The organism is Pedobacter sp. V48, from assembly GCF_000523515.1.
Classification (GTDB): domain Bacteria; phylum Bacteroidota; class Bacteroidia; order Sphingobacteriales; family Sphingobacteriaceae; genus Pedobacter.
The window spans coordinates 42,404-60,836 of sequence record NZ_AWRU01000010.1; the positions used below are offsets into that span (position 1 = coordinate 42,404).

The 18,433-nt window shown below is 36.0% G+C and carries 22 protein-coding genes and 1 pseudogene; 15 read left to right on the plus strand and 8 right to left on the minus strand.

Annotation, left to right across the window (positions count from 1 at the left end):
• The first annotated feature begins 7 nt into the window (after window positions 1–7).
• A complete protein-coding gene (locus tag N824_RS11370; RefSeq protein WP_048905280.1) occupies window positions 8–1,417 on the plus strand; it encodes a TolC family protein in 1,410 nt (469 codons plus the stop codon).
• A gap of 129 nt (window positions 1,418–1,546) precedes the next feature.
• On the opposite strand, the gene N824_RS11375 is transcribed toward N824_RS11370, so the two are convergent.
• Entirely contained in the window at window positions 1,547–2,347 is an 801-nt protein-coding gene (locus tag N824_RS11375) for a murein L,D-transpeptidase catalytic domain family protein (RefSeq protein WP_048905281.1), read from the minus strand.
• 213 nt (window positions 2,348–2,560) lie between these two features.
• Between N824_RS11375 and N824_RS11380 the strand changes: the two genes are divergently transcribed.
• From N824_RS11380 to N824_RS11390, 3 genes are all read left to right on the plus strand, one after another.
• Entirely contained in the window at window positions 2,561–3,103 is a 543-nt protein-coding gene (locus N824_RS11380; RefSeq protein ID WP_048905282.1) for a GNAT family N-acetyltransferase, read from the plus strand.
• Between the two features lie 44 nt (window positions 3,104–3,147).
• On the plus strand, window positions 3,148–3,483 hold the full coding sequence (locus N824_RS11385) for a cupin domain-containing protein (protein WP_048905283.1): 336 nt from the start codon (window positions 3,148–3,150) through the stop codon (window positions 3,481–3,483).
• Between the two features lie 92 nt (window positions 3,484–3,575).
• Window positions 3,576–4,145 carry a porin family protein gene (locus N824_RS11390; RefSeq protein WP_048905284.1) on the plus strand — a complete coding sequence of 190 codons (570 nt, stop codon included), beginning with the start codon at window positions 3,576–3,578 and terminating at the stop codon, window positions 4,143–4,145.
• A gap of 104 nt (window positions 4,146–4,249) precedes the next feature.
• Here the strand turns inward: N824_RS11390 and N824_RS11395 are convergent, their stop codons facing one another.
• Window positions 4,250–5,218, minus strand: a complete 969-nt coding sequence (locus N824_RS11395) for a phosphatidylinositol-specific phospholipase C (protein ID WP_048905285.1) — start codon at window positions 5,216–5,218, stop codon at window positions 4,250–4,252.
• A 138-nt stretch (window positions 5,219–5,356) separates the two neighbouring features.
• Between N824_RS11395 and N824_RS11400 the strand changes: the two genes are divergently transcribed.
• Together N824_RS11400 and N824_RS11405 are read left to right on the plus strand one after the other, a co-directional pair.
• On the plus strand, window positions 5,357–6,718 hold the full coding sequence (locus N824_RS11400; RefSeq protein ID WP_048905286.1) for a pitrilysin family protein: 1,362 nt from the start codon (window positions 5,357–5,359) through the stop codon (window positions 6,716–6,718).
• Between the two features lie 13 nt (window positions 6,719–6,731).
• On the plus strand, window positions 6,732–8,015 hold the full coding sequence (locus tag N824_RS11405) for a pitrilysin family protein (RefSeq protein ID WP_048905287.1): 1,284 nt from the start codon (window positions 6,732–6,734) through the stop codon (window positions 8,013–8,015).
• Here the strand turns inward: N824_RS11405 and N824_RS11410 are convergent.
• Window positions 8,009–8,632 carry a phosphatase PAP2-related protein gene (locus N824_RS11410; protein ID WP_048905288.1) on the minus strand — a complete coding sequence of 208 codons (624 nt, stop codon included), beginning with the start codon at window positions 8,630–8,632 and terminating at the stop codon, window positions 8,009–8,011. The two genes, N824_RS11405 and N824_RS11410, sit on opposite strands and share 7 nt — an antisense overlap.
• A 192-nt stretch (window positions 8,633–8,824) precedes the next feature.
• On the opposite strand from N824_RS11410, the gene N824_RS11415 reads away from it, so the two are divergent.
• The 6 genes and pseudogenes from N824_RS11415 to N824_RS34150 all read left to right on the plus strand — a co-directional run bounded on the left by N824_RS11415 (window position 8,825) and on the right by N824_RS34150 (window position 12,351).
• A complete protein-coding gene (locus tag N824_RS11415; RefSeq protein ID WP_048905289.1) occupies window positions 8,825–9,319 on the plus strand; it encodes a hypothetical protein in 495 nt (164 codons plus the stop codon).
• 61 nt (window positions 9,320–9,380) lie between these two features.
• Entirely contained in the window at window positions 9,381–9,764 is a 384-nt protein-coding gene (locus N824_RS11420; RefSeq protein ID WP_048905290.1) for a DoxX family membrane protein, read from the plus strand.
• Window positions 9,765–9,788: 24 nt separating this feature from the next.
• On the plus strand, window positions 9,789–10,211 hold the full coding sequence (locus N824_RS11425; protein WP_048905291.1) for a VOC family protein: 423 nt from the start codon (window positions 9,789–9,791) through the stop codon (window positions 10,209–10,211).
• Window positions 10,198–11,001: an AraC family transcriptional regulator gene (locus tag N824_RS11430; protein WP_048905292.1), complete on the plus strand. Its 804-nt coding sequence runs from the start codon at window positions 10,198–10,200 to the stop codon at window positions 10,999–11,001. Before N824_RS11425 ends, N824_RS11430 begins: the two co-directional genes overlap by 14 nt.
• 340 nt (window positions 11,002–11,341) lie before the next feature.
• Window positions 11,342–11,911, plus strand: a pseudogene (locus N824_RS34145) (patatin-like phospholipase family protein).
• Window positions 11,887–12,351, plus strand: coding sequence for a hypothetical protein (locus N824_RS34150; protein ID WP_235207083.1), 465 nt, complete (start codon window positions 11,887–11,889; stop codon window positions 12,349–12,351). Before N824_RS34145 ends, N824_RS34150 begins: the two are co-directional and overlap by 25 nt.
• Window positions 12,352–12,640: 289 nt before the next feature.
• Here N824_RS34150 and N824_RS11440 read toward each other — a convergent pair whose 3' ends face one another.
• The 4 genes from N824_RS11440 to dinB form a co-directional block, all read right to left on the minus strand.
• Complete coding sequence (locus tag N824_RS11440; protein ID WP_048905293.1) at window positions 12,641–12,874, minus strand: hypothetical protein; 234 nt, start codon at window positions 12,872–12,874, stop codon at window positions 12,641–12,643.
• A gap of 196 nt (window positions 12,875–13,070) precedes the next feature.
• Window positions 13,071–13,382 carry a hypothetical protein gene (locus tag N824_RS11445; protein WP_048905294.1) on the minus strand — a complete coding sequence of 104 codons (312 nt, stop codon included), beginning with the start codon at window positions 13,380–13,382 and terminating at the stop codon, window positions 13,071–13,073.
• Between the two features lie 228 nt (window positions 13,383–13,610).
• On the minus strand, window positions 13,611–14,189 hold the full coding sequence (locus N824_RS11450; protein WP_048905295.1) for a hypothetical protein: 579 nt from the start codon (window positions 14,187–14,189) through the stop codon (window positions 13,611–13,613).
• A 102-nt stretch (window positions 14,190–14,291) separates the two neighbouring features.
• Window positions 14,292–15,347 carry a DNA polymerase IV gene (gene dinB, locus N824_RS11455; RefSeq protein ID WP_048905296.1) on the minus strand — a complete coding sequence of 352 codons (1,056 nt, stop codon included), beginning with the start codon at window positions 15,345–15,347 and terminating at the stop codon, window positions 14,292–14,294.
• A 118-nt stretch (window positions 15,348–15,465) separates the two neighbouring features.
• On the opposite strand from dinB, the gene N824_RS11460 reads away from it, so the two are divergent.
• The 3 genes from N824_RS11460 (at window position 15,466) to N824_RS11470 (ending at window position 17,656) form a co-directional block, all read left to right on the plus strand.
• Window positions 15,466–15,708, plus strand: coding sequence for a hypothetical protein (locus N824_RS11460; RefSeq protein WP_048905297.1), 243 nt, complete (start codon window positions 15,466–15,468; stop codon window positions 15,706–15,708).
• 47 nt (window positions 15,709–15,755) lie between these two features.
• Window positions 15,756–16,742 carry a Gfo/Idh/MocA family protein gene (locus N824_RS11465; protein WP_048905298.1) on the plus strand — a complete coding sequence of 329 codons (987 nt, stop codon included), beginning with the start codon at window positions 15,756–15,758 and terminating at the stop codon, window positions 16,740–16,742.
• Between the two features lie 62 nt (window positions 16,743–16,804).
• The gene (locus N824_RS11470) at window positions 16,805–17,656 is read left to right on the plus strand and encodes an HD domain-containing protein (protein ID WP_048905299.1); all 852 of its coding nucleotides are present in this window, start codon (window positions 16,805–16,807) and stop codon (window positions 17,654–17,656) included.
• A gap of 282 nt (window positions 17,657–17,938) precedes the next feature.
• On the opposite strand, the gene N824_RS11475 is transcribed toward N824_RS11470, so the two are convergent.
• The gene (locus N824_RS11475) at window positions 17,939–18,418 is read right to left on the minus strand and encodes a hypothetical protein (RefSeq protein ID WP_048905300.1); all 480 of its coding nucleotides are present in this window, start codon (window positions 18,416–18,418) and stop codon (window positions 17,939–17,941) included.
• Between the last annotated feature and the right edge of the window lie 15 nt (window positions 18,419–18,433).

Genomic DNA, 18,433 nt, shown 5'->3' on the forward strand with positions numbered 1-18,433 from the left:
GATACTAATGAAAAAGTATATAAATACACTGGCCCCGCTCTTAGTTTTAATAGTGTTGGCCGGATGTAAAGTCTCTAAAGATGTGGCCATACCGAAAGCTGCAATTCCTGAAACATTCAGGAATGCCAATACTACCGATACCACTAGTATTGGAAATATTTCTGTAAAGAATTTCTTTACAGAAGAAGGGGTACAACGACTGATAGACACTGCGCTATTGAGGAATTACGATATGCAGATCGCTTTGAAAAATATTGAATCGGCAGAGGTGCTGTTTAAACAATCAAAGCTTGGTAACATCCCGGAGCTAACGCTACAGGTTACTGCTAATGCTAATCGTCCGTCTAATAATAGTTTGAATGGATTAAGTGCCGGTCAGTTTTTGAAAACCAAAGTTATTCAAGATTATAATGCAAACGTTGGTTTGGCGTGGGAAGCCGATATCTGGGGTAAAATAAAAAGCCAGAAACAGGCAGCTCTTGCAACATATCTTCAAACATCGGAAGCAAGGAAAGCTATCCAAACAAGGGTAGTGGCTAACGTTGCTCAAGGTTATTACAGGTTATTAATGATGGATGCTCAAATGGCTGTGGCTAAAAAGAATCTCTTATTAAACGACAGCACCTTACGCATTATACATATGCAGTTTGACGCCGGGCAAGTAACTTCTTTAGCTATACAGCAGGCAGAAGCTCAGCAATTGGTAGCTGCACAGTTGATTCCGGAACTGGAACAAAATATTACCATTCAGGAAAATGCATTGCGCATTTTGACCGGTCAGCTACCTGGCGCTGTTGAGCGTTTGGCTAGTTTGGAAAAGACCAATATCCCTGTGCAGCTATCGGCAGGTGTTCCTTCTTCAATGGTTAGCAGAAGACCGGATGTGAAAAGCGCCGAATTGTCTTTAAACATTGCTAATGCAAAGGTTGGGATTACTAAGGCAAGTATGTATCCATCGTTAAGCATCACTGCAAGTGGAGGTCTTAACTCATTTAAAGCCAGTAACTGGTTTAATATTCCTGCATCATTATTTGGTGTAGTAGGGGGTGGACTTACTCAGCCTATATTTCAACGCAGGCAATTGAAAAGCCAATATGAGCTTGCTAAAATAGATCGTGAAAAAGTAGTTCTTGAATTTAGACAATCTGTACTGAATGCTGTAGGCGAAGTGTCTGATGAATTGGTTAAACTAGAGAAGTTAAAACTTCAATATGATATTTCTTCTAAAAGAGTAACTACTTTACAGGGAGCAGTAAAAAATGCCAACCTGTTATTTAAAAATGGAATGGCCACCTATTTAGAGGTAATCACTGCTCAGAGTAACTCGTTGCAAAGTGAACTTGAATTGGCAGCTATAAAAACTGCACAATTGAATGCTTCTGTTGAGCTGTATCGTTCGCTTGGTGGTGGATTATAAGACTATCGTAATTATTATATGACACCCGTCATCTCGACGACAAAGGAGGTCTCTTGAACTAGCAGGAACAAGAGGCCCCTCAGTACTCGGGATGACGGGTGTTTTAGTTTAAAGCTATGATGGTATTCCCTAAATATTCAGTGTAGAATCCTGATAGATGGTTGAATCTTGCTGATCAAAATTGTTGGCAAAGGCAGCTGCCATATGCTGATCAAGATATCTTGATGTATACCTCTGATCAGTAACATTTATAAATAATACTGTTTTTCCTTCAATAGTATTGATCACCAAATCCGAAAGCTCACTAGGTACTGCAGGGCAGCCCTGACTGCGTCCAAGTCTTCCTAAAGCATTTATTGTTCCCTGGCTAACATAATCTGCTCCATGTACTACAATAGATCTCCTGCGGGCATTAGAGTTGAAACCTTCATCCATGCCATCCAGACGTAGTGAACGACCATGTTGTCCACGATAGATCTCGGCAGTAAGATAAAAGCCTATACTGCTTTGAAAAGAATCATTTGAGTTTGAAAAGCGAGTTGCTTTATCAGCTCCGCTGCGTTGTCCATGAGCTACCCAGGTATTTAGAATCAATTTCTTTTTATTAAGATCAATGATCCAAAGTCTTTTTTCAGTACTGTTTTTATCAAAATCAGCTATTGAAAGGATAGACTTATCCTCTGAAACTTGTCCGGATTTTTTTAGATTATAGAAACCAGTAAGTGCTTTTTCAAACACAGAACGACTCAAACCTGTGTATTCGAGGTTTATTTCATTATAAATATTGTTTACATGATTGTCGTATAAACTGTCTTCAGTTATTTTTTCAACAATTGCCGGCGCTGATGGTTCCCTATGTGTCCCATTAAAAATTGATAAAGAAAGGCTGAGCGCTAACATCGATACTCCCCCCAAAATGCATTTCGTCATAAACTTTAACTCTCGTGTTAATATTAAATAATGCGCTAATTTGTTAGTGTTTTTTCAAATACAGTCCTTTAGATATTTCAAACATACTAAAAATATATTTGGTTTAACGTATTGAAAATGATTCTATTACCCTTGTGTGACTTAAATATTCAACCAAAATCAATCGTCAAATTCATACATTTGGGAATATTTAGCTCGTATAAAAAGCATAAAATGATCGACTTTGATTTTACTGCAAACTATATTTTAGAAGATGAAATCGCGCTCCTTCGACCTTTAGAGGAAGGTGATGTAGAATGTTTACTACAATTTGCTCATCAGCCAGATATCTGGCGCTTCGCTACACAAAAGGGGGATACTGAAGAAGATTTAAGAAAATACCTGCTTTTGGCTCTTGAAGGAAGAAAAGCTAAAAAGGAATACCCCTTTGTTATTATCGACAAAAGAACAAATGCTTATGCTGGATCGTCTAGATTTTATGATATAAAGCCTAATCAACATAATCTGAATCTTGGTTATACCTGGTACGGACAACAATTTCATGGTACAGGGTTAAATAAACATTGTAAGTATTTATTGTTTGATTTTGCCTTTAGCAATGGATTTGAAAGGGTGGAGTTTGCTGCAGATACAACTAACTTAAGAAGCGTGGCTGCCATGAAAAGTGTTGGATGCACTGTGGAAGGTATTTTAAGGAATAGTGTTATCCGTTTAGACGGAAGCAGAAGAGATACGATTGTTTTAAGTATGCTATAACAAGAATGGGAACACACATTAAGACAAAAACTTGAAGATAAATTATGATACAAAGTAACCTATTTCAGATAGAAGACGAAACCCCATGGGAGGATTTGGGTAATGGAATTAAGAGACAAGTTTTTGGATATGATGACCGGATTATGCTTGTAAAAGCAAAATTTGAAGTGGGTGCTGTAGGCGATCTGCATGAGCATCATCATACTCAGGTAACTTATGTAGATAGTGGTGCTTTTAAGATGACCATTGGTGAGGAAGTGCGTATAATAAGAAAAGGAGATGGTTATTATGTGCCACCGCATGTAATTCATGGTTGTGTTTGTTTGGAGGCAGGAACGCTGATTGATGCGTTTACACCTCATCGGGAAGATTTTCTTTAAAAATATTTTTGAGGCTCGTGGGGGTAAACGTTACTTCTGTTGTCATACTTTCAAATCACAAATAATTAAACAATTATTCTAACACAGAAAGTATGAAAACAAACAAGTTCTATTTAATGATTGCAATAATCATGGCAAGCATTGGTTCGGTAAAAGCACAGCAATCAGGAGTTAATTTTGGGTTGAAAGCAGGTATCAATTATGCAACGCTTCCAACAAGTTTCAAAGAAGTAAAAGAAAAGGAAGGTAAAGCAGGTTATAATATTGGTGTTTTTGCGAGAGTTGGGGATGCACTGTATTTTCAACCGGAAGTAAATTACACTGCATTTAAAAGTGAGTATACTTACAATTCAAAAGTTTATAGTCCTAAATTTAAGCAGGTTAATATTCCTTTAATGGTAGGTTATAAAATCATTAATACGGAAGCGCTGAACTTTAGAATTTCTGGCGGACCGGATTTAAGTTACTCTTTAAACAAAGCTACAGGCCCAAGCGAGTTTGATTATAAGAAGTTTACTGCCGGTGGTGTAGTTAATGCCGGTGTAGATATTGGTAGCTTGACTATTGATGCCAGATACAGCAGAGGGTTGACAAAGATTAATAAAGGTCTTGATGAAAAAACTGGGATATTTAACCTTTCAGTAGGGTTTAAGATATTTTAAAAAGGTAGGGTCGTCATCCTGAATTTATTTCAGAGTCCCGCAAGTGTTATTCAAAACCTGCATAAACGGGGTGCTGAAATAAATTCAGGATGACGACTCTTCCATTAAAAATTAGTATTAACTATTAACTGACTTCTGGTTGCATCAACAAAATCCATTGGAATAATGCCATACTTTCCACGCATATTATTTGTAAAGAAGGTATTGATTTTAGGATTTACTGAGTTAGATACGGTAGTTATACTTGGAATACCAAATATAAGTGCTTTATAACCACTGCTATAATTAAGATATAACCTGTTTGAAGTATCGTTATGAGCCTCATTTAAAAGCGTTTCAATATTCGACCATTTTGTATTTACATCGCTTACATTATAATGGTCTTGTATCTTAAGATTCGCTGCTGAATTATTAATGCTAAAAGTAGTATTGTCTGCCCAGTTGGTTGCATCTATACCCTTTGTGCTGCCAGCTCCAAATCTTCTTAATAACTTTATTTTACCACGAACAGCTCCCAAAGTAGGAACACCATCTCCTAAATCCCATTTTGAAGGATTTTGGTTAACATAAGAATCAAAAGTCTGCTCAAAACTTCTAGTATTATTGCTAGGATCATACTCTTCCTTTACACTCATGATAATGGTTTCAGTTGGATTACTATTCAGGAAGCCGATACAGGCATTTAGCACATCATTAAAGTTTAGGTTCTGATAGATTGAGCCGTGATGGATAGCAAAGGCATCGCCAATGTGCCTGCATCTGATATCAAGATACCTAACGCCGGCCGTTAACTGATCAGCAATGCTTAGATTCTGACACTTGGCAGTGCCACCAACAGGTTCAGTTCTTGCTCCAGAATCATGTGTTCCGGGAATGGACAATTGTGCTACATTGGTTGCATCTGGCAGGGAACCCATCCAATTGCTCATGGTGTAAGTTAGCATGAGCGAGGGGGCTACCGATGTTTCCTGTGTCGCCTTAGATTGTAATCTTTCTTGTTCCTGCTTTTTACACGAAGTGAACGCAAGGATTCCCGCAACAATTAGGGGAAATTGAAGTTTAAAATTGTTCATACTTAGGGATTAATTTGGTTAACTGATTAATTACAATATAAGAAAAAATCAGATTGACAAAAAGGCATAAAATTATTTGTTAAATTAAAAGATTTACACGTATTTGTATAGATAATTAGGTATATCAATTTGAACTATATGCGCTCTAAACTTTTGCTTACGGTAGTCCTCGTAGTGAGCTGTATTTCTGTTTTTTCGCAACAGAAGATAGCGGAAAATATGTATTTCAAGAAGCTGTCAAACGGGCTTGAAATATTGGTGGTTATAGACAATACTGTTCCCCTTGCAACAATTGAAATGGCTTGTAGAAATGGCTCATTTACAGAGTCTGATGACTACAACGGATTAAGCCATCTTTATGAACACCTGTTCTTCAAAGCGAATAAAGATTATCCAAATTTTGAGAGTTTTAATAAGAGGAGTAATGAATTGGAAATTACTTCAAATGCCAACACAAGAGAAGAGGTTGTAAATTATTATTTTACCCTTCCTTCGGCAAACTTAAAACCGGGTCTAAAATTCATGAATTCTGCCATTCGCTATCCTATATTTATTAAGGAAGACATGGCGATGGAAAATGAAATTGTAAATGCTGAGTTTACCAGACAAGAGTCGAGCCCGCTTTACCCATTGATTGATGCCGACAAGAAACATATGTGGGGAGATAATTATTCGAGAAAGAACGTGATTGGAAATCATGATGTGATTTTATCGGCTACCCCATCGAAAATGGATTCTATAAAGAATAAGTACTACTGGCCTAATAATTCTGTATTGGTAATTGCAGGCGATGTAAAGGTAGACGAAGCTTTTAGCAGTGCTGAAGACGTATTCGGAAGCTGGAAAGCATCGCCCTTTGATCCATTTAAAAAATGGCCCATTCCTGAATTTAAACCACTTATCAAAAATGATTATTACATCATAGAATCAACCAAGATGCCTGTTCCTTATATGCTTTTTAGCTGGCATGGACCAGACACGCGCAATGATATTCCCGGAACTTATGCTGCAGATGTGTTCTCATTTATTGTAAACCAAAATGGATCAAAGTTGAAGAAAGCCTTAATTAATTCAGGATTAGCACAAGAAGCAAGTGTAAATTATTACACTCAGAAATACACGGGTCCTATTAGTTTTATGGTAAGTCCAAATCCTGCGAAGATTAAAGAATGTTATGAGGAGGCGCTAAAACAGATTGCTTTGTGGGATGAAGAGGATTATCTTTCGGAGGTTCAGATAGAACGTGCAAAAAGATTGCTTTCAATATCTCAGGTTGAACGCAGAGAAGTAACCTCAGATTATGCTCATTTGCTTTCTTTCTGGTGGGCATCTGCATCGGTTGATTATTATACTCATTATGAGGAAAACCTGAATAAGATAACCCGAGCCGATTTACTTAATTACGTTAGGAAATACATTAAAGGTAAACCCTTTTGTGCCGGAATGATTATCAATAAAAGCAGTGTTAACGCTGTAAAACCTCAAGAATTCTTCAAATAAAATATTTTAACTGATGAAACCATATATATTAACCTTCATTTTTATTTTATTCCTTTTTTCGGTTAAATCCCAAACCAAAGTCGTGTCGTTTGATGTGAATGGCTTGAAAGTAATTTTAAGACCTACTCAAAAAGAAACCATTAGCATGAGTATGTATTTTAGAGGAGGGGTGATGAACTACAAACCTGAGCAGGCCGGAATAGAGAACCTTGCTTTGGCGGCGGCTGCATCCTGTGGTACAAAGAATTATAGTGTTGATGATTATAAAGAACTGGCAGATGAATATGGAATAAATATAGGAGGTTCTTCTGAAACTGATTATGGAACGATTAGTATGGACTGTATTTCCAAGTATTTTGAACAGGGTTGGAAGTTGTTCTCAGATGCTGTAGCGAATCCGATTTTTGATAAAACTGAATTCCAGTCTATCAAAGAAAAAATCATTTCTGGTATTTATCAGCTTCATGCATCTCCAGAGTCACGGATTGAACAGATGTCGATGCAGGCCATATTTAATGGCAGTCAATACAGTACAGAGCCTAAGGGTAAAGATTTAACTGTTAATGGATTTACAGCTGACAGTGTTTCTAATTATTACCATAATCAGCTTATGAATAGAAGTAAAATGTTTTTAGTTGTTGCCGGTAAAATAACTAAAGAAGCGCTTGAAAAAAAGATAAATGAGTCCTTTAAAGGGATTGCTGCTAAACCTTATACACCACCGGTATACAACCAAAAAATGATTGAGGGAGAACATTTGTCGACAGAACAGCGAGATCTGGCAACAAATTACATAAGTGGTGTAATGAATGCTCCGGTTATGAGCAGCCCTGATTATGCCCCTTTTATGCTTGCCATAAATGCTTTAAGCGGAAATTTACATTATGAGCTACGTGTAAAGCAAGGTCTTTCTTACGCACCTGGAGCTACTATTAAAATGCAACAGATGCCTTACACATCTATGTATGTAAGTACAACACAGCCTAAAAAATCATTTCAGGCAATGATAGCTGTTTATAATAGTATTAGAAGTGGCCGCTACAGTCAATCGTTTCTTGATGGAATTAAAAAAGATCATCGTTTGAGGTATTACAGGCATCAGGAAAGTTCTAGTTCTATCGTTGATGATCTTGGAGAAGCTGAAGTTCTGGGAGGGTATAAGATGGAAGAAGATATGCTGGATAACATCAATAAAGTGACCCTTGAAGATATAGGTAAAGCATTCTCAAAATATGCGAAAGGGGCAATTTGGTTATATCTGGGTGACGAACAATTGGGTAAGCAGGCCTTTCAATAGGTTTTAGCTACAGTTTTTCCAAGATACCAGCAGATCCAGCTAAAGAATGGTGCAGCTATAACATCAGCAGTATAATGTACATGCTGAACAAGCAGAAGCACTCCGACAATTACCGCAGCAGTAAAAGATATGAGCTTATCTCTTTTGCTTTGCATACACAACCCGCCTATAATTAAAGTAGCAGTATGGCCTGAAAAGAAAAGGTCTTTAGTGATTACATTTGATCTGTAAAAAAGAATAGAACAGGGATCTGCCAGTTCAATAATGCCGGTAGGAGCGTTAAGCGGCACCAATGTAATAGATAGAATGCGGGCAATGCATAAGAATATGAATGTCCATAATGCTGTTAGGCAAATAGAAGTATTTCTAGACATCCGCACCAGGAAGAGGATAATTAGTGCATAAAGTATAATAAATATATATAGTGAAACATCAACTGCTGGTATTTTTTTCAATAACCAATCATTTAATACTGTACCTTCTCTTGATTCTATATGGTGAAAAAACTGTGGAATAAACAATAATATTCCGATAAGTATAATTGTTCCTAGTATAAGTTTGAGCCTAAATGGTGGATATTCCCATGCAATTTGCCAGGAGAATTGTCTAGAATGCATTATTTAATCTAAGTTTTGTTTATTTCTAATCGTAAAAAAGTATGTCTCAATTACCCCCTAATATTGTCGTACACTGCCTCTCTAATAGTTAGATTATAGCAGTAAGTTCGTAGTGTTAAACATACTCAGTAAAAGTCAGAATTTATATTCTGATTACACTAAATTAACATTAAAAATTAAAATATAAATACCATGGAAATCAAAACAACTAATGAAAGGATGTATGCGCTTCTTGTATTATTTGATATGCATACCAGTTTTTATTCAAAAGCTATTTCAGGAATTACCACCAGGGATGCGCATAACAGGTTGAATACCAAAGCTAATCATGTTTCGTGGCTTGCCGGAAGTCTTGTGGAGCAGCGTTATGAATTGGCAAATATGCTGGGAATTCCGGGTAATCAGGCCGCACACAATTTATTTGAAAATCATCAGGGAATAATTGAAAATGCTACTTACCCACCATTAAGTGAATTTAATGAAGATTGGGATAAGATAAGTCCACTATTAAGAGATGCGCTAATGAATGTTACTGATGCAAAACTTAATGAACAGATTGATATGGGTTCTGAAAAAATGAGTTCTTATGACTTGATCGCATTCATTATTTATCGTGAAGCAAATTGCATTGGACAGATCGCATTGTGGCGCAGGTTATTAGGCTATGAGGCAATTAAATACGACTAGAGAAAATATTAAAATTTGAGTAAATTTATATTCTATAAATCAAACTATAAACTAAAGAACCATGAAAATCGCAGTTATTGTTATCCGTACTTTAATAGGGTTATTGCTTTTATTTGCCTCAATATCTTATTTTTTTAATCTTGTTCCACAGCCTGAGCTTCAGGGAGATGTGAAAACATTTATGTTAGGTGTAAATGCAACTGGTTACCTAATGAATTTAATTAAGATAACCGAACTTGTTTGTGGAATTGCTTTTATAACGGGGCGTTTTGTAACGCTGGCTAATGTTGTAATATTTCCAATTGTTATAAATATTGTATTGTTTCATGGATCTCTTGATCCTTCGGGAATTGGAGCTGGCTTATTTTTATTAATTGGGGTTTTATTTCTTGCCTGGTATCACCGTAAAAATTATGAAACCTTATTTATAGCAAAATCCTTTTAACATACATTGCCCAAATGCTTGGAGATGGCAATTTTAAATTCATATTTAAACTTTGACGGAGATGCCGAAGAGGCATTTAACTTCTATAAATCGGTATTTGGAGGTGAATTTTTGGCATTGACCCGATTTAAAGAAGTTCCGGAATGTGAGACGATGTCGATTGAGGATCAAGAAAAAATTATGCACATTTCGTTGCCAATTGGTAAAGCAAGCATTCTTATGGCTACCGATATTTTGAGTTCTTTAGGACAAACATTAACTCTTGGTAATAATTCGTATATTTCTATTAGTGCAGACACTGAAGAAGAGACGATTAGGTTGTTTAACGGCTTGTCGGCGGGCGGAGTAATTACAATGCCACTTGAAAGGTCATTTTGGGGTTCTTTCTTTGGAATGTTCAATGATAAATATGGTATTCAATGGATGATAAATTATGAGTTTAAATAATCAGTTTCTTATTGCTCATCCGGCACTGCAGCCGTATATTGATGGTTATTTGTATTTAGATATGAATTTTTCCTGTGGTACAGGTTCGCCATTAAATATTTATCCGGTTACCAGTACACAAATGTCCTTTGTGATTGATGAGCAGCATATTTTTCATGAGGTGGGAGAGGATAGGGTTTATCAGTATCCGCTTTGTTTTTTGGGATTGCTTGACCATAGCCGAAGTTTCGATGTTTATCCAAAAGAACTCATAATGGTGATTTTTAAACCCTACGGTGCTTTTAAACTATTTGGTATTCCGCAGCGTTATTTCTCAAATGAAGCTACAGATGTGCAGCTTCTTTTTCCTGAAATTAAAAATTTAACTGAACAATTGAAGGAGGTAGCAAAGATGCCGACTGCTGTTGTTGCCAGATTAGAAAACTGGTTGCTTAAGCGGTTAATTAGTGCCGAAAAAATTAACGTAAATGGTGTAGCGTACGCTTGCGAGCAAATACAGAAAAGCAGGGGGCTTGTTCGCATTGCCGAACTTAGCCGACAAGTAGGTATGTCTGAAACTAATTTGGGTGTTCAGTTTAGAGAAAAAGTAGGATTTAGTGCAAAAGCTTTTAGCAGAATTGTACGGTTCAATAATATCAATAGTTTTATTACAGAGAATAACACTGTTAACTGGCAGGAATTGGTCTATAAATTCGATTTTTTTGATCAAAATCACTTTATTAAAGAATTTAAGCGTTTTTATGGTTGTACACCGTCTCAATGGCATGCCGGTCTTTCGCAGGAACTTTAATTTTAAAAAACAAAAGCCGGAGTAGTATCCGGCTTTTGTTTTTTTCATAGGAGGTGATTTTGTAATTGACGCTGAGAGACGTAATTGATATCTTTATCTTAATTACATTTTAAATCTTATGTGCCGGTAACAAAGTACTAAAGAGGCCGACACGATTAGTAGATTTGTCAACCAAATCGTTATTACAAACATAAGCATGTGATATTTTTTATACAACTGTGTAAATACGCAGGTAAGTTTTGCAATAAAATATAAGTAAGTATATTTACGGTAACCCACATGTATTATGAAGAAAATCCTTTCTATAGATGGTGGCGGGATAAGAGGGATTATTCCCGGGATGCTTTTAGTGGCACTCGAGGGAAAATTAAAGAAAGAAAGTAAAAACCCAGATGCCGCTATTGTTGATTACTTTGACTTTTTTGCAGGAACAAGTACCGGTGGTATTTTAACCTGTCTGCTACTTTGCCCCTCCGATGAGCATCCAACCCGACCAAGATTCTCTGCTAAAGAAGCACTGGATCTTTATCTGGAGCATGGAAATGAGATTTTTAAAATGAGTTTCTTTAAGCGCTTACGAGCAAAATTTGGTTTGGCGGGAGAACGCTATAACAGTCAAATCTTTGAGGGGGTTTTGAAGAAATATTTTGAAAAAATAAAWYYYAKSCWSCWKATWAAGNNWTSCAYTRKAWSTKYYTMTNNARYATWGAAMTGMGNTWWWWMGNNCTWWKWTMGGMAGNAGMRCGCCATAGTGCGTGGCGATGTTAGGGATTTTTATTTAAAGGATGTTTGTAGGGCAACTTCGGCAGCACCAACTTATTTYASCGWGRNCTRMAMTMYWNCYCTWYANGMYRMTSTKMSGNATNCTTWGCTNTNGATGGCGGGGTGTTTGCCACTAATCCTGCGTTAAGTGGCTTAATAGAAGTTACAAAGGCATTTAATCAAACCAGAATCAATGATATTTACTTACTTTCTTTAGGAACAGGGCGCTCTAAAAGATCTTATGATTATAATCATTTTAAAAAGAGCAGCGCAATGGCTATTGTGCCAGCTTTAATAGATATTATGATGAGTGGTGTTGCAGAAACGAGCGACTTTTTTTTACAACAGCTTTTTCATTCTGTAGGCAAAGAAAAGAACTATGTAAGAATAGAACCCGGTAGTTTGGAAAGTATTAAAGAGGGGTTAGATGCTGCCAGTCCGGCAAATATTGAAAAATTAGTCGCTCTGGGAGATAAAACTGTAAGCGAAAATGAGCATTTATTAAACCAGATTGCTAAGTTCCTTGTAGAGGAGCAAAAAAAATCTACTTCTAAAATGCCCTGGGATTTTATAAAAGTTGCACGTTAGGCCTTAAATTAAAAGCTTTAAGGAGTGGTTATTTTACAGGCCTGGTAAAAACAGAATACAAATAAAATAAATGCTAGAACTTTTAATACACTAATGGTGTAACGTGTTAAAGATGACTTTTTTGTTTTTTTGAGATACATGGTGTTAAATTTTATTTATCACTTTTTAATTCAAATCAAAATTAACTGAGAAATGACCTGATATCAACTGTGAAAATACGCAGTTCTACAATTTTAAAATAAAAAAAACGTGCTTGTTTATTAATCAAGCACGTTTTTGTTATTCAAAGTCAATTTTCTGATCCCTTATTCTGATTCTCTTTGTTTTCATCTTTAGTCTTGTACTTTTCCAATGAATTTTCATGTCTTTCTGATGCAGTTATACCTTTATCATCAAGGTCCTCAATATACCTATCAATAGGAATATCTCTTTGATGTCCCGGTTTCGCATGTACAGCTGTACCAGTTAGATTGGAACCGATTTCTTTAGGGGCTTGCTCCTTATTTCCATGTTGATTATTCATAGCCTTTGGATTTGATGTACAATGAAAACATTTTTAAAAGGGATGTTGTTTTGAAAATAATGTCCCTTTTAAAAATGTAAGATCAGTAGGATAGATGTAGGGGGTAGGTAATGTAAAATTCAATTTTACCACAAAGCCAGATTGCTCTGGCTTTGTGGGTGTTAATTAAACTTTAGGGATTTTTGGTTCTTTTATATTATTGGATAATTTTTCCGTCTTTGTCAATTTTCAAAGAACCAGTTTCTGTTTCTTTTTTAACATCAACTTGATAATATGTAGATTTATCTGGATTAGTTACAAGGAATGCAGCTGTTGGAGTCCAAGCTTTAACCGGTTCAGATTGTAATGTTTTTTGAACTGGCTCAGGAAGGTCTTTTAATTCAACCGGAGCTTTTGTAACGCTATCTTGTTGAACAGCAACTCTAACTGGGTTTTTAATGTCACTTGCTTTTACTGTAGTTAATCCTGCTAATGCTAAAAATGCTGCTGATAAGATGATCTTTTTCATAATACTTATTTTAAAATTTCAGTTAAAAATTCTTGTTAGTTATGTTTAGACTATGCTACATAATGATGCCTAAATAGTATGTTTTTGGCATGTATTTGATTTACAGTTTGTTATGTGTTTTGTTGGGTTTTAAAGTTGTAGAGAAACTCCACAGTTTGCTGAGTTCAGAAACAAAAAAAGGAGCAACCAAATTAAGGTTGCTCCTTTTTTAAGGATTAAAAGTAGTGATTACTGCATATCTCTCTGTACTTTACGTGCAGTACCTTTTCCTGGCAGATAAATCTGGAAGCCTACTGCAAGACCCAGATTGTGTGCATAAGCACTACTTCCGAAGCCTACAACTCCATTGTACTTAAGCAACGCTTCTAAACCAATACTAGGTGTTACAAAATAGGTCCAACCAGGGCCAAAGCTAAATCCTAAGCCATTTGTTGAACCACCAACAGAGGGATTTACGCCTGAGACACCAACAGTAGCTTCACCAAAGAATCTGGAGTTGTTAACAACCTCATTAGCTCCGGTAGCACCATAATAGCGTCCGAGAGCGCCAATGCCATAACTAATGTCAGTACCTGCACCTTTAGCTGTAGCAAGGCCAAAAGAAACGTCCCCACCAAGTGCTAAACCATCCTGAACAAACCACGCGGCTTTTGGGTTTATTTTTAAACTAAATACATTTGGTTTATCCAATCCGAAAGAAATGTTTGATAGATTGGCACCAATCATTACATTGCCCTTCTGTATCTGAGCAGTTGCTCCAAATAACACAGTGACACATAAAATAAGAGTTAAAGTTAATTTTTTCATAGCTCGATTTTTTAATTATATAATAAGTTAACAAATCATGAAGTTTTTTGTTTACAAAATGTATAAAAAGGACTTAATGACTTGATAGGTAGTTGAGTTAGCTTAGTCAAATAGCTGAAGTTGGTATGGGTCGCCTGATCGCGAAGAAATTGGAATTTCATTGAAATTAGAAAGAGATATGCCAAGTAATCTTACCTTTTTATCTACTAAATCAATATTTTCAAGAAGCAGTTTTGCGGTATCTATTATGATCTGATAATCGGAAACTGGATTAGGATAAGATTGATTTCTGGTAAGCTGTTTAAAATCACTATATTTTAGTTTAAGTGTAATGGTTCTTCCCTTAAGCTGATTCTTGTTTAAACGAATTGCAAGTTTATCTGCTAGTTTGCCTAGTTCAGTGTGCATTTCTTCAATTGTGATTAAGTCGTGCTCAAAAGTGTCCTCAACAGCAAGAGATTTTGTTTGTCTTTCTGACTGAACGGCGCGCTTATCAATGCCTCTTACAATTGCATAATAGAATTTACCTACCTTACCAAAATACTTAGTAAGATCCTGTTCAGAGAGCTTTTTAAGATCTGCTCCTGTATGCAACTGCATACTTTTCATTTTTTTTGCGGTGACTTTACCAACGCCAAAAAAACGCTCAACAGGAAGTTTTTCCATAAAGCTTTCAATTTTTGAGGGACCAATAAATGTCAATCCATCTGGTTTATTCATATCAGATGCTATTTTTGCAACAAATTTACCAGATGACACCCCTGCAGAAGCAGTTAAGTTAAGCTCGTCTTTAATAGCTTGTTTAATTTGTTTAGCTATTTCTAATGCTGAACCTATATTTAACTTATCTTCGGTTACATCAAGGTATGCCTCGTCTAGCGATAATGGTTCGATAAGATCAGTATATCGACTAAAAATCTCTCTGATATGAGTTGAAACAGCTTTGTAAGCATCAAATCTTGGTCTTACAAATATGATCTCGGGACAAAGCTGAAGTGCTTGTCGTGAAGGCATTGCTGATTTAACTCCAAATTTGCGTGCCTCGTAACTTGCCGTAGCCACAACTCCGCGTCCATCAGGTGAGCCGCCAACAGCAATTGGTTTTCCTTTTAACTCAGGAAAATCACGCTGTTCAACTGATGCATAAAATGCATCCATATCAATATGGATTATTTTTCTGATCACAGTTTAAATTTAGGCATTCCTTTACAAAAGTATTTTAATGAGGAAACAATAACGTTGTTTATATGTTTTTAAACAAAATAAAGACATTAATATGCAAAAAGACTTAAATCCATATGAATTTACCCTCGAAATTAAAGGCGATCCAAGTGCTATAAGAGTAGAAATACCAAAAGAAGGGGACTATATTGTATACGTTAATGGCGAAAGGACAGGGCACATATATTGCATTAAGGGAAGCAATTCTGTGCAATGGAAAACAACAGATCATATTAGCCAGGAGCTTGTTGATGAAATAGGGAAGCACATTGAAGTTTTGGAAAGTAAAATAGGATAATTCTTATATTGCCGCAGAAACCAACTGTTATACTGAGGCAATAAATTATGAAAGAAATTAAATGGGGCATTATAGGTTGCGGAAATGTAACTGAAGTGAAAAGTGGTCCTGCTTTTAATAAGGTTCCTGATTCATCTCTTGTGGCCGTAATGCGAAGAGATGCAGCGAAAGCTCAAGATTATGCATCAAGGCACAATGTACCTAGATGGTATGATAATGCAGAAAAATTAATTAATGATCCTGAAGTAAATGCTATTTATATAGCAACTCCACCTTTACAGCATGAGGAATATACATTGCTATCTTTGGCTGCAGGAAAGCCTGTTTATGTAGAAAAACCGATGACTTTAAATACAGAATCGGCTTTGAGAATGAAAAATGCTGCAAATAATTTTAATGTTAAATTATGTGTAGCACATTATCGCAGAGAACAGCCAATGTTTTTAAAGGTAAGGCAACTATTGCTGGATGATGTGATTGGTGATGTCAGGTTTGTTCAATTGCAGATGCTTCAATCTCCGGCACATAATTTAATTGCCACTACTGAAACTAACTGGCGACTTGACCCATCTATTTCTGGAGGAGGCCTTTTCCACGATCTCGCACCCCATCAATTAGATTTAATGATTTATTACTTTGGTAAAGTAAGTAGGTCATCGGGTATTTCAATAAACCAATCAAAAGAGTATCCTGCTGACGATCTTGTTGCCGGACAAATTTTATTTGAGAATGGAGTGGTATTTAATGGAACCTGGTGTTTTACCGTATCAGAAGCTGACAAGAAAGATGTTTGTGAAATAATAGGTTCAACTGGTAAAATAAGTTTTCCGGTGTTTGGAAATAAGATTACCCTTAAAAAGGATGGCTACGAAGAAGAATTTATTTTTGAGGCATTGCAGCATGTTCAACAACCAATGATTGAGCGTGTAACATCCTATTTTTTGGGCAAAGGGGATAATCCATGTTCAGCCGAACAGGCAATATTATCTATGGAGTTAATGGATAGCTTTACAAAAACGGGAAGACTAAAATAGTTGTCATTTTATTTTATTAAAACTAAAATTATTAGTATTATTGTGCATTAATAAAATGTATTATGGTACTAATAAATGATATCTTTTTTGACAAAGTTGAGGTTCCAGGAATATTTGACGATTTAATTAACTCCTCTTGGGTTAAAAGACTTGGCCGGATCCACCAAAGTGGAGCTATTTTTTTGGTTAACCCAAATATTTGCCACACAAGGCTTGAGCATTCAATAGGTGTAATGCTGTTGATAAGACATCTTGGTGGCTCTGAACTTGAGCAAGTTGCCGGGTTGCTACATGATATTTCTCATACTGCATTTTCACATGTTGGAGATTACGTATTTGATAATACTGAGGAAAACTATCATGAACAAGTTTTTGAAGAGGTATTGCATTCGTCAGATATTCCTGAAATTCTATCGTGGCATGGATACCATATAGACGAGATTATTAATGGTACTTTTGACATTCTGGAGCAAGCGGCACCAAGACTTTGTGCAGATCGACTTGATTATACTTTAAGAGATTCTTATCACGCCGGCCTTGTCTCAAGAAGGGAAGTTAAAGATTTTATTAAACATCTTAGTGTTGAAGATGGAATAATTGTTATCGAGCATGCTGAAAAAGCAGAGTGGATTAATAATTTATATAAGAAGCTAATTGAGGATGTATTTAATTTACCCTTACATATTTATGCGAACAGGAAGCTTACTGAGCTAATTAAAGCAGGATTACAACGCAACGAACTTGTACGTAGTGATCTTTTAAAAGATGATACTTATCTGCTTAATAAGATCAGAAGTACGGCTTCAGGATACGAAGGAGTCAAAGCAATTAAACAACAACGAGGATTTGATGTGTTTGTTAAAAAGGGGATGGGTTTAAAGATGAAGAACCGTCAGCTAAATGCTTTAATTTAATTCCTTGCCAACCTTAATCCCCTGTATGTTTTAATTGAGCATTAGTGCCCTGAATGATGTGTGTTTTTCTTTTTGCGAAAAGTTAAATAAAATGCTGTAACCATAATTATTACTGCTAAAGTAACCAATACAATTGTTATTTGAAGACCTTCTGCTGACTGATGTTGTTCCATGATATTAAATTTTGGATGAAGTTAAAAATAAAATAATAGTTCAGGGAAAAAAATATAAAAACCCGGCCGCAAAATCTGCTAACCGGGTATTATCTAACCTTTGGATTTATTATATTTTCTTTTCCTCGCCCTGCATAGGCGGAGCCTTTGGAATTAATGGCTTACGACTATCTGTAGCAGATTCTTTAGCATTCCCTTGTGTTGGAATTGTGTTTGCCTTCTCTGTTTTCGCTTCCGTTTTTATTTCTGTTTTCTCTGATGCTTTAGAATCGCTAGATAGTGAGGAAGCTTTGAGTTTCGCAGCAGTAGTATTTATTCTTGAGGTTTGTGCGTTATTAACAGGTACCCCCCCTTTAAATATAGCATCCCTGATATTCCCTTTAGATTGCTTGTCGTCAACAGCGGTCCTGCTCTCTTGTTTTTGAACTGATTGAGCGCCATATTTTAAACCAGGTACTGAGTTTTGTTTTAATTGCTTTCCGATGCTTTCGCCTGTTTTGTAATCACTCTGTGCTTTTGCAATTGAGGAAAGTAGCAGACAGATAATGATGGTAAATGCTGCAAAACTAATTTTGTAGATTATTTTCATGTCTTTAATGTTAAA

What these genes read in the sequence shown, in the direction of transcription:
- N824_RS11370 (WP_048905280.1), top strand. Translation starts at nt 8, where the DNA reads ATGAAAAAGTATATAAATACACTGGCCCCGCTCTTAGTTTTAATAGTG.
- N824_RS11375 (WP_048905281.1), bottom strand. Translation starts at nt 2,347, where the DNA reads ATGACGAAATGCATTTTGGGGGGAGTATCGATGTTAGCGCTCAGCCTT.
- N824_RS11380 (WP_048905282.1), top strand. Translation starts at nt 2,561, where the DNA reads ATGATCGACTTTGATTTTACTGCAAACTATATTTTAGAAGATGAAATC.
- N824_RS11385 (WP_048905283.1), top strand. Translation starts at nt 3,148, where the DNA reads ATGATACAAAGTAACCTATTTCAGATAGAAGACGAAACCCCATGGGAG.
- N824_RS11390 (WP_048905284.1), top strand. Translation starts at nt 3,576, where the DNA reads ATGAAAACAAACAAGTTCTATTTAATGATTGCAATAATCATGGCAAGC.
- N824_RS11395 (WP_048905285.1), bottom strand. Translation starts at nt 5,218, where the DNA reads ATGAACAATTTTAAACTTCAATTTCCCCTAATTGTTGCGGGAATCCTT.
- N824_RS11400 (WP_048905286.1), top strand. Translation starts at nt 5,357, where the DNA reads ATGCGCTCTAAACTTTTGCTTACGGTAGTCCTCGTAGTGAGCTGTATT.
- N824_RS11405 (WP_048905287.1), top strand. Translation starts at nt 6,732, where the DNA reads ATGAAACCATATATATTAACCTTCATTTTTATTTTATTCCTTTTTTCG.
- N824_RS11410 (WP_048905288.1), bottom strand. Translation starts at nt 8,632, where the DNA reads ATGCATTCTAGACAATTCTCCTGGCAAATTGCATGGGAATATCCACCA.
- N824_RS11415 (WP_048905289.1), top strand. Translation starts at nt 8,825, where the DNA reads ATGGAAATCAAAACAACTAATGAAAGGATGTATGCGCTTCTTGTATTA.
- N824_RS11420 (WP_048905290.1), top strand. Translation starts at nt 9,381, where the DNA reads ATGAAAATCGCAGTTATTGTTATCCGTACTTTAATAGGGTTATTGCTT.
- N824_RS11425 (WP_048905291.1), top strand. Translation starts at nt 9,789, where the DNA reads ATGGCAATTTTAAATTCATATTTAAACTTTGACGGAGATGCCGAAGAG.
- N824_RS11430 (WP_048905292.1), top strand. Translation starts at nt 10,198, where the DNA reads ATGAGTTTAAATAATCAGTTTCTTATTGCTCATCCGGCACTGCAGCCG.
- N824_RS11440 (WP_048905293.1), bottom strand. Translation starts at nt 12,874, where the DNA reads ATGAATAATCAACATGGAAATAAGGAGCAAGCCCCTAAAGAAATCGGT.
- N824_RS11445 (WP_048905294.1), bottom strand. Translation starts at nt 13,382, where the DNA reads ATGAAAAAGATCATCTTATCAGCAGCATTTTTAGCATTAGCAGGATTA.
- N824_RS11450 (WP_048905295.1), bottom strand. Translation starts at nt 14,189, where the DNA reads ATGAAAAAATTAACTTTAACTCTTATTTTATGTGTCACTGTGTTATTT.
- dinB (WP_048905296.1), bottom strand. Translation starts at nt 15,347, where the DNA reads ATGGATGCATTTTATGCATCAGTTGAACAGCGTGATTTTCCTGAGTTA.
- N824_RS11460 (WP_048905297.1), top strand. Translation starts at nt 15,466, where the DNA reads ATGCAAAAAGACTTAAATCCATATGAATTTACCCTCGAAATTAAAGGC.
- N824_RS11465 (WP_048905298.1), top strand. Translation starts at nt 15,756, where the DNA reads ATGAAAGAAATTAAATGGGGCATTATAGGTTGCGGAAATGTAACTGAA.
- N824_RS11470 (WP_048905299.1), top strand. Translation starts at nt 16,805, where the DNA reads ATGGTACTAATAAATGATATCTTTTTTGACAAAGTTGAGGTTCCAGGA.
- N824_RS11475 (WP_048905300.1), bottom strand. Translation starts at nt 18,418, where the DNA reads ATGAAAATAATCTACAAAATTAGTTTTGCAGCATTTACCATCATTATC.